We start from the raw sequence: 9,469 nt of genomic DNA, 5'->3' as shown, positions 1-9,469 counted from the left end.
GCGCCCCCGAGGGGGGCGCCGGACCGCTTCTCCGTTCCTCCGCCGTTCGCTCCGTGCTACCCGCCGGTGCGCGGCGAGGGCAGCGGGGCCCGTGCCGCGGCGGCGCGGCCCAGGAGCCCGAGGTGCTCCACCGGGTGGCAGTAGTCCAGCCCGGTCAGCGGCTGCCCGCCGAAGAAGCGCAGCAGGAGGTCGACGATCTCCGTGGGGCGCTCCAGATGGACGAGGTGGTCGGCGTCCTTGAGCGCGATGAACCGGGCGTCCGGGCACCGGGCCGACACCTCGCGGCTGAGGTCGGGTGTGGTGAGCGGGTCGTGCTCGCCCGTCGTCACCAGCACCGGGACCTGCACCGCCGGGCCGCCGGGCGACTCGGCGTGGTCCAGCAGCCGCCGGGAGTTCTCCCGGTACTTGTCCACGCCCTCGGTGGTCAGCTGGTTCAGGGCCTGGGTGAGGCAGCGGATCACGACCGGCCGGCGCGCCACGGTGATCCGGGGATCCCGGCAGACCATCGTGCCGATGACCTGGTCCACGAACTCCGCGTGGCTGCCTCGCTCCAGCATCCGGATGGTGAGCTCCACCTTGGCCCGTACGTGGTCCGTCAGCCGGGACATGGTGCCCACCAGGGCCAGCCGCTCGACCCGCCCGGGGTTCCGGCGCGCCCACTCGTGCGCCACCGCGCTGCCGTAGGAGGCGCCGACCACGTTCACCGGGCAGGGGGCGATCCTCGCGAGCAGCCGGTCGAGGGCCCCGGCGAGGAAGTCGATGCCGTGGTGCGCCGGAAGCCGGTCGGAGGTGCCCCAGCCCGGCAGGTCCACGGTGACGACGCTGGCGCTCTCCAGGAGCATCCGCTCCAGCCTGCCCCAGCCCCCCTGATGTTGGAAGGCGCCTCCGACCAGGACGACGGGCGCGATGCTCGGCTCCGGGTGGTGGATGATCCGGCCGCTGTACCCGAAACCGCCGTATGTAAGCGGAACGACCTCTTCCGAGAGTGCGGTAGGCGTCATCAGAGCCGGTCTCCGTTTCACGATCGTGGCCGCGCGTCCGGACGACGCCGGGGAGCGTCCCCGTGCCCCGCGCGGGCGGGATCTCGTGGTGCCATCACCAGGGGAATGGGTGTCTTACACCAGAGGAACGAGAGCCGATAGGAGGACGTTACTCCTGACGGGCGTCCCGAGCCGGGTACGACCCGGCCGGTCATCCGCCCAGCACACGGATCTCGTCCCGGAGGAGGGCGGCGAGCCGGCCGGCGAGCACGCGGTGGCCGTGGTCGGCGACCACGGCGAGCGTCGCGCCCGTCGTGTCCCGCGTCATGGTCATCGCCAGCGGGTGCCCCGGGCTCAGCGGCGGCAGCAGCGACAGCCCGGTCAGCCGGGCCGCCCCCAGGACCAGCGGGCCGGTGCGCTCCGCCAGGCTGCTGCACAGCACCGACGCGTACAGCGGCGAGTCCACGTAGCGGCCGAGCGCGTCGGTGAGCGGCGAGTGCCGCCGGGGCGCCGCGGCCACCGCGAGCGCCTGCGCCCGGGCCCGCTCCCGCGGCGCCGCCCGCCGGGTGAAGCCGTCCACCGCGGCCAGCCGCCGCCGCGCCCCGCCGGTCACCGGGAGCGGGACGCGGACCGTCGCGTAGTGGTTGCCGAGCTCCACCGCGCCCCCGGCCGGGCGGACGTCCACCGGCACCATCGCGCACACGCCCGGCAGGAACGGCAGCCGGCCGGCCGCCTCCGCCGCCCGCAGCGCCCCGGCGGCCCCCGCCAGGAAGACGGCGTTGGCCGAGGCGCGCCCCGACGGGAGCGCGTCCCGGGCGGCGTCCAATTCCGCGCCGGTGACGCGGCGCCAGGCGACGGCCCGGCGGGCGTCCACCGGACCGTGGAACGGCAGCGGCCGCGCCCGGGGCAGCAGATCGGCCAGGGCACGCAGGGGCCGGCGCGGGGTCCGCGGGGCCTCGGCCGCCGGCCGGGGGCCGGGCACGGCCGGCGGGCCGTCGAGCAGGTCCCGGACGAGGGCGAGCAGCGACCGGCCGTCGAGGAGGGAGTGGTGGGCGCGGAGCAGCAGCGCGAACCCGTCGTCGCCGGCCGCCCCGGGCAGCAGGTGCAGCCGCCACGGCGGCTCCGCCGGATCGAGCGGCCGCGCCAGCAGCCGGGCGACGTGCGCCTCGGGCGGGCCGTCCGGCGCGCCGACGACGTGCCGGACGAGGTCCGGCCACACCCCGGACGTCCACCTCGGCCACGCCGGGTGGGCCGCCCCGCCGGCGGTCAGCCGCAGCCGGCCGTACCCCGACCAGCGTTTCTCGACGAGCGACCGCAGGCCGTCCGGCTCCGGCGCGGGCCCCGTGAAACAGGCCAGCAGCGCCACCGTCATACAGACGGCCCCGCTGCTCTGGTGCCGGTGCAGCCAGGCGTCGAGCGGCGGCATGGGGACACCGGACGCCCGCGCGCCCGGCACCGCTCCGACATCGTCCCGCCCCGTCACGGCGCCATCGCCGCCACCGCCCGCGCCACCGCGCCCGCGCCGTCCTCCCGGGCCAGCCGCCCCGCCAGCTCCGACGCCCGTGCGGCGAACCGGGGTTCGCCGGTGGCGCGGGACAGCGCGTCCGCCAGCCGTCCGGCCGTCAGCCCGGACACCGGCAGCGCCCCCGGGCTCACCCCCAGGCGCACCAGGCGCGACGCCCACCAGGGCTGGTCGGTCAGATGAGGGACCGGCACGGCCGGTACGCCGGCCCGCAGCCCGGCCGCCGTCGTCCCGGCCCCGCCGTGGTGCACCACGGCTGCCGTCCGGGGGAGCAGCCAGCCGTGCGGCAGCGGCCCGACCGTGATGACGTCGTCACCGGTCACGGAGAGCCCGGCCCAGCCGGCCTGCACGATGCCGCGCAGCCCGGCCCGGCGCAGGGCGCGGGCGGTGACGTCCCCGAGCCGCTCCGGATCGCCGGGCATCATGCTGCCGAACCCGACGAACACCGGCGGCGGCCCGGCGGCCAGGAAGTCGGTGACCAGGGACGGGGGTTGCCAGGACGGGCACTCGTGCGGCCACCAGTAGCCCGCCACCCGCAGGCCGGGCCGCCAGTCCGGCGGCCGGGGGACGACCGTGCGGCTGTAGCCGTGCCAGATCGGCCAGTGGCTCTTCTCCCGTTCCCTGCGCAGCAGATGGACGCTCCGGCAGGTCAGCCCGAGCCGGGCGTGCAGCCGCCGGTTGGCCGCCGCGTAGAGGGCGTCGGTCACGGCGTTCACCGCCCGCGCCCGGAGCCGGTTGGCGTACCCGGGCGGCTGCCAGGGCAGGACGCACGGGGGGAACGCCGAGGTGGGGACGTCCGGTTGGAGGAACACGCCCATGCTGCGCACTTTGTGGTAGCGGGCCACCACCCGGCCGATGGGCGCGGCGAGGGTGGACAGCAGGACGAGGTCGGCCTTGGGGTCCACGGCCGTGAGCATTCCGTCGACCAGCCGCACGGCCGCCCGTTCGGTGGCGCGCGCGAGATCGCGCAGGGCGCGCGGCGAACGGCGGGCGCTCCGGAAGGTGTTGTGCGCCGCGAGCAGGTCCTCGAACGGGTCCGGTTCCAGGGGGCGCGTCCGGAGGCCGCAGCAGGTCACGGTATCGGCGAACTTCGCGTGCGTGACGAGCTCCACCTCGTGCCCTTCGGCCACGAGCCGGTGCCCGAGGCCGGTGTACGGGACGACGGAACCCGTCGTGCCCGCGGTGATGATGTCGATGCGCAATGTTCCGGCCTTCCCTGCTCCCGGGCGCTCCCCTGCCGCCGGGACCGTCCGGCGTGTCACGAGGCGTGTGCCTGCCGGAACAACGACGCGGCCCCCGGCCGGATACGGCACGGGTGCCACCCTGGGCGCAGGTGTGCGGTTTCCCGGCGTCCGGCGCGGACCGGACGCCGACGGCCTGACGTACCGCGTGCCGGGCAGTCGCCGGCCGGCGGGCCGTCGTGTCAGACCCGTCGGCCGCTCAGCACCCCGCCCAGCACCCCGTCGAGCATCCGAGACAGCGCCCAGGCGAAGTCGGCGCGGGGCTCGTCGGCCTGACGGCACGGGGTGCGGGCGCGCCCGGTGGGGCGGGAGTCGAGGAGGTGGCCGAGGAGGAGGTGCCACAGGACGCGGTGGGCGCGGGCGGCGTCGTCCGGCGGGAGGCCCGCCTCGGTGAGGGCGGCGAGGGCGCCGTCGGCGAACGGCGCCGCCGCGTCGGCGGCGTGCTCGCCGTCGGCGATGATCCGGACCGCCCAGGGGTGCCGGGCGAGGTGGTCGTGGGCGGCCAGCCAGTGCTCCCGGAGCCGCTCCCGAGGGTCGCCGCCGTCCGTACGGCGCGGCAGCCGTGCGGCCACGTCCTCGGCCAGCAGGGACAGCAACTGGCCCCGGTCGGTGATGTGCCGGTAGAGGGACGCCTGGCCGGTGCCGAGCCGTCGGGCCACCTGACGCACCGTCAGGGAACCCAGGCCGTCCTCGTCGGCGATCCGGCGCGCGGTGGCGACGATCAGGGCCCGGGAGAGCGGGCGCCGACGGCCGGGGACTGGTGATGTCACAGCGTCACCTTACACAGCGGAGCGTGAGGGGCCCGGCGGGCGTGAGGGCCGGCAGCGGCCCGCTGGTCGGCTTGCCCGACCTGACGCGAACGGCGTTCGCCCGAGCTCTGCCCTGCTTCCCCGGGGCGCTGCCGCTGCGCGGCCGTACCCGTCCCCGCGGCCGGCCGGGCTCAGCGCGCGGACGGCCCGTCCGCCCGGCCCAGCCCGTAGACCCGCCGCGCGTTCCCCGCCCCCACCAGCTCCGCCACGCGCTCCGCGTCCGTGGCCGACCAGGCTCCGTCGCCCACCCACCCGGCCAGCAGCCGGTCCAGGCCCCGCCGGAACAGCGCGGCGCCCACCACGTACAGCTCCGGCAGCCCGTAGGCGTCCGTCGAGAACATCAGCTTGCCGAAGGGGGCCAGCTCCAGCGCCTCCGCCAGCACCGCCTCGGCCCGCGCCCCGCTGTACGACAGGGCCAGCCCGACGTCCGCGTACACGTGCGGGAAGGCGTGCGCCAGATAGGCCGCGCCGCGGTGGTACGGGTAGCAGTGCAGCAGCACCAGCGCCGACCCGGTGGGGCGGACCGCCCGCGCGAAGTCGGTGAGCAGCGCCGGGTCGCAGCGGTGCAGCCGCAGGTCGGGATCGCCGAAGCCGGTGTGCAGTTGGATCGGCAGGCCCGTCTCGGCCGCCGACCACAGCAGATGGCGCAGCAGCACCGGGTCGGCCAGCCGGCCGCCCGGGGCCCGGTGCGCCAGCCACCGGTCGGCCGCCATGCGCACCTCGGTCCGGCCGGGCGGATTGGGCTCGAAGTCCAGCCCGTAGCGGTACGCGGCCACCGACTTGAAGGCGACGGCCCGCCCCGCGGCGGCTTCCACCGCGTCGGCGACCTCCGAGAGGAAGCGAGCCGGTCCGTCCGTCGTGTCGGCGACATGCTCGGCCAGCCGCTCCAGCCGGACCACCTCGTGCCAGGCGGCACCGCCCATCCGGGCCAGCTCCTGAGGGGACGTCAGGTCGCCGGGAATGCCGGTGTCCACCACGTAGTCGGTGATCCCGGTGGCGCCGAGCAGCCGCCGGGCCGTCTCGGCCGGGCCCAGCTCCCGGCGCCGTTCGAGGTACTCGGCGGGGGCGCAGTGGGGGTCCAGGCCCAGCAGCGGCGGGCACCAGCGGCGGACGGCGTAGCCGAGCTGGCTGTCGAAGAAGCTGGTGCCGGGGGCGGCGGGCGCGTCCGACTCGCTGAGGAAGGAGACGAACGCGTCCGGGCCGAGGTCGGACCGGGCCACGCCGTGGCAGTGGTGGTCGACCAGGGCGGGCGGCGGAACCGCGGAGCTCACGTCAGTACCGTCCCTTGGTCGCGTCGACGAGCTCCCGCGCGGTCGCCCCCTCGTACCGCGCGATCTCGCCGCGGCGGACGGCGGCCACGGCCTCGAACAGGGGGTCGCCGAGCGCCTCGCGGAGCACCGCGGAGCGGGTGAAGCGGTCCAGCGCCGCGGCCGGCGAGTCCGGCAGCCGCTCGTGCCCGCCGCCGCGCGCCGGATCGCCCGCGACCGGCGGCGGGAGGACCGCGCCGGTGTCGATCCCGGCGAGCCCGGCGGCGATCACGGCACCGGTCACCAGATAGGGGTTGGCGGCGCCGTCGAAGCACTTGACCTCGGCGTTGGCCTGGTCCTCGGCGTCCGGCGGGCCCGGGACGAAGCGCAGGGCGGCCTCCCGGTTCTCCGGGCCCCAGCAGCCGTAGGCGCCGGCCCAGCGCGAGGGCCGCAGCCGCAGGTGGCTGGCGGGGGAGGGGGCGCCCAGGGCCAGCAGGGCCGGCAGTTCGCGGAGGACGCCGGCGAGGAACGCCGCGCACTCCGCCGTCATCCCGCAGGGGCCGTCGCCGCCCCGGCACAGATTCCGTTCCCCGCGCCACAGGCTCAGGTGCAGATGCGCGCCGTTGCCGACGGTGTCCGGGGCGACGACGGGCCCGAAGAGGGCGTCGAGCCCGTGCGCGGCGGAGACCGCGCGGACCGTCTCCCGGACCAGCACGGCCAGGTCGGCCGCGCCGACCGGGCCGGCGGCGGCCACCGACACCTCGAACTGTCCGGGCGTGTACTCCGGATGGAGCTGGAGCACCTCCACCCGCTGGTCGGTGAGGGCGTCCAGCACGTCCCGGAGGTAGTCGGACAGCTCCACCACCCGGGCCATGCCGTAGGCCGGCCCGGCCCCGGGCGGCCGGGTCCCGTCCGGCCCGGGCCCGCCACGGGTGGCGACCACCCACTCGGTCTCGAACCCCATCCGCAGCCGCAGCCCCCGCTCGGCCGCCCGCGCGGCCATCCGGCCCACGAACCCCCGCTGACAGGCGGCGTACGGGCGTCCGTCCTGCTCGAACCGGTCGACGGGCGCCCAGGCCCAGCCGGGCTGGCCGGCCAGCACGGTCAGCCGGCCGAGGTCGGGGACCAGACGCAGATCGCCGTCGGGACCGCCGATGTGGGGGCTGGTGACACTGGAGTCGTCGGTGAGGTAGACGTCGAAAACCGGTGACATCCCGATTCCCCACCGCACCGCGTGGGCGAGCCGGGCGGTGGGGACGGTCTTGACGCGGGTGATGCCGGCGTTGTCCACCCAGGTGAGCGCGACGGCCCGTACCCCGAGCGCGGTGAGCCGGGCGGCCTCCTGCCGGGCGGCCGACTCCGCGCGTTCCCGTTCCGGCCTCTGCATGCTGGGCTCCTCCGCCGGCGTGAGGGTGGACGTGGGGGCGCGACGACGGCGCCGCGGGCCGGAGGCCCGCCGTCCGTCGCCTGGATCCTCGGCCGGATTCTTCCGTATTTCACCTCGGAACGGGGCTGTTCGGGGGAAGCGGCGGGGCGTGGCGGCCGATCCGCCGCCCGGCGTGCGGGCGGGCGGCTTCCGCTGGTCAACGGGGGTCAGCGGAGGGTCGGAGGCGGTCGGTATCGGACGGCATCCGGCGGGGCGCCGGTCCGAACCGGTCATGGCGCCCGCGGCGCCCGCGCGCGGCGGGCTCCCCACCGGCCTCGCTGCCGCACCCCCCCCGGGCGGGCTCCCTCCCGACGGCGCGTCACCCACCGGAAGCGCTCCGTTCCCGCCGCCGCCCCGACTCGCCTCCCGCCGCCCCGACCTGAGGCCGTGACGGCCGCCGGACCCTGCGGCGGTCCGGACGGCGGACCCATCGGTTGCGAGAGCGGATACCTGCCCTGAGGCTGGAGCCAAGATCACCGATCGAGCCGGGTGCTCGTCCCGGAGCGGGCTCCTCCGCGCCCGTGAGCCCCGGGCGTGAGGTGCCGGACCGGCCGCCCGCCACCGCCCCCGCACCGTCGAGGAGTCAGCATGTCGGATATCCGTGGCGTCCTCCGGCGCGGCCGCGGACGCCACCGGCGCCGCAAGCGGGTGCCGTTGAAGACGGCCGCCGCCGCGGCCGTGCTGGTGGCCGGCTCGGCCTTCGCGGTGAACGCGGTGGACGACCGCCCGGAGTGCGAGACCCAGGCCCGGCCGGGCGGCGCGCACGACGACCACCGGCACGGCACGGCCATGGGCACCTGCGGCACGCGCCCCGCCGCCGCCCACGACCACCCCGAGGGCCACGGCGCCCCCGAGCCCGCCGACCACCACCCGGCCGGCGGCCGGCAGGCGCCCGCCCTGGTCCCCGACCCCGCGGCCGGCTACGACCGCGAGCGCTGCGGCAACACGTCCGGCCGGGTGCTGCTCTCCCTGGACGACTGGTCCTACAGCGACCCCGAACGGGCCACCCGCATCGGCGCCCAGCTCCAGGCCCAGGGCGTCCGCGCCGCGTTCTTCCTCATCAACAAGTACGCCTCCCAGTACCCGCAGATCACCGCCACCCTCCGGCAGCAGGGTCACTGGGTCGGCAGCCACACCTGGTCCCACCGCCAGCTCACCCGGCTGACGGACCAGGAACTCCAGGACGAACTGCGCAACGGGCTGCCCGGCAACTTCCTGCGCCCGCCCTACGGCGACGTCGGCCCGCGTGAGACCGAGGTCGCCGCCAGCCTCGGACAACGCGTCTGCAACTGGACGATCGACACCTACGACTGGCAGCAGTCGGACGGCGCCTTCCGGGACGCCGAGGCGATCCGCACCACCGTCCGCGAGGCCACCCCGGAGGAGAAGAACAGCGGGGTGATCCTCGGTCATCTCTTCAGCAGCTTCCCCGACGCCCTGCCCGGCATCATCACCGACCTCCGCGACCAGGGCTACCAGATGTGCCGCAACACCGGCCCGACCACCGAGCAGGTGCCGTACCCCCTCCAGTGCTGACCCGCCGGGGCCGGTGGGCCCGGCCCGTCACCCCGACGACAGCAGCAGCGCCCGCAGCGGGCCCCGGCGCGCCCGCGTCACCCAGGGCGCTCCCCGCGCGGCCGACACCGTCAGCGGCGCGGCCAGGGCGACGCCGAGCAGGGCGCCCGCCGCCACGTCGTGCGGATAGTGGACCCCCACCCAGACCCGCGAGGCGGCCATGACCACCGCCGCCGGGACGGCCCCCGCCGCCAGCGCGCGGTCCACGACCCACAGCGCCGCCGCGGCGGCGAAGGCGACGACCGCGTGGTCGCTGGGGAACGACCAGTCGCCCGGCGCGGGACAGCCCTCCAGCGCGAAGCGGCCGGACAGCGACCGGCACGGCCGCTCCTCCCGCACCAGCTCCTTCACCGCCAGGTTCACCCCGTACGCCAGGGCCACGATCAGCGGCACGGCCAGCGCCCGCGCCATCACCGGGGCGTCCGCCCGGCGTGCGCGCCACCAGGCCGCCGTCATCAGCGCCGCGAACGCCGCCAGGCCGAGCGCCGACCAGGCGGACGCGGTGTCGTTGAGCAGCCAGGGGGCGTCGTGCGCCGCCCGGGTGACGGCCGTGTAGAGACCGCCGTCGATGCCCGACCCGTCGAAGGCCGGTGGAGTGACCGTCATGTCCCCTCCCGTCGCGGCCCCGTCAGGGCGCCGCCGTCGGTCCCGCCGTCCCCGCCCCGCCGC

At 77.0% G+C, this 9,469-nt stretch carries 8 protein-coding genes; 1 reads left to right on the top strand and 7 read right to left on the bottom strand.

Going from position 1 to position 9,469, the window contains the following annotated elements:
* Positions 1 to 56: 56 nt before the first annotated feature.
* From ACSNOK_RS26105 to ACSNOK_RS26080, 6 genes are all read right to left on the bottom strand, one after another.
* A complete protein-coding gene (locus ACSNOK_RS26105) occupies positions 57 to 1,001 on the bottom strand; it encodes an alpha/beta fold hydrolase (protein ID WP_436783224.1) in 945 nt (314 codons plus the stop codon).
* Between the two features lie 190 nt (positions 1,002 to 1,191).
* The gene (locus tag ACSNOK_RS26100) at positions 1,192 to 2,406 is read right to left on the bottom strand and encodes a wax ester/triacylglycerol synthase domain-containing protein (protein WP_436783223.1); all 1,215 of its coding nucleotides are present in this window, start codon (positions 2,404 to 2,406) and stop codon (positions 1,192 to 1,194) included.
* Between the two features lie 53 nt (positions 2,407 to 2,459).
* Positions 2,460 to 3,704 carry a glycosyltransferase gene (locus ACSNOK_RS26095; RefSeq protein ID WP_436783222.1) on the bottom strand — a complete coding sequence of 415 codons (1,245 nt, stop codon included), beginning with the start codon at positions 3,702 to 3,704 and terminating at the stop codon, positions 2,460 to 2,462.
* Positions 3,705 to 3,925: 221 nt separating this feature from the next.
* Complete coding sequence (locus tag ACSNOK_RS26090) at positions 3,926 to 4,513, bottom strand: TetR/AcrR family transcriptional regulator (protein WP_436783221.1); 588 nt, start codon at positions 4,511 to 4,513, stop codon at positions 3,926 to 3,928.
* A 170-nt stretch (positions 4,514 to 4,683) separates the two neighbouring features.
* Entirely contained in the window at positions 4,684 to 5,823 is a 1,140-nt protein-coding gene (locus ACSNOK_RS26085; RefSeq protein WP_436783220.1) for an amidohydrolase family protein, read from the bottom strand.
* 1 nt (position 5,824) lies between these two features.
* Entirely contained in the window at positions 5,825 to 7,186 is a 1,362-nt protein-coding gene (locus ACSNOK_RS26080) for a glutamine synthetase (protein ID WP_436783219.1), read from the bottom strand.
* Between the two features lie 627 nt (positions 7,187 to 7,813).
* On the opposite strand from ACSNOK_RS26080, the gene ACSNOK_RS26075 reads away from it, so the two are divergent.
* Positions 7,814 to 8,761 carry a polysaccharide deacetylase family protein gene (locus tag ACSNOK_RS26075; protein ID WP_436783218.1) on the top strand — a complete coding sequence of 316 codons (948 nt, stop codon included), beginning with the start codon at positions 7,814 to 7,816 and terminating at the stop codon, positions 8,759 to 8,761.
* A 27-nt stretch (positions 8,762 to 8,788) separates the two neighbouring features.
* Here the strand turns inward: ACSNOK_RS26075 and ACSNOK_RS26070 are convergent, their stop codons facing one another.
* Complete coding sequence (locus tag ACSNOK_RS26070; RefSeq protein WP_436783217.1) at positions 8,789 to 9,406, bottom strand: phosphatase PAP2 family protein; 618 nt, start codon at positions 9,404 to 9,406, stop codon at positions 8,789 to 8,791.
* Between the last annotated feature and the right edge of the window lie 63 nt (positions 9,407 to 9,469).

Source organism: Streptomyces sp. URMC 126, assembly GCF_051386555.1.
Classification (GTDB): Bacteria; Actinomycetota; Actinomycetes; order Streptomycetales; family Streptomycetaceae; genus Streptomyces.
Note: the sequence above shows the minus strand (reverse complement) of the source record. Positions and strands in the feature narration are given on the sequence as shown.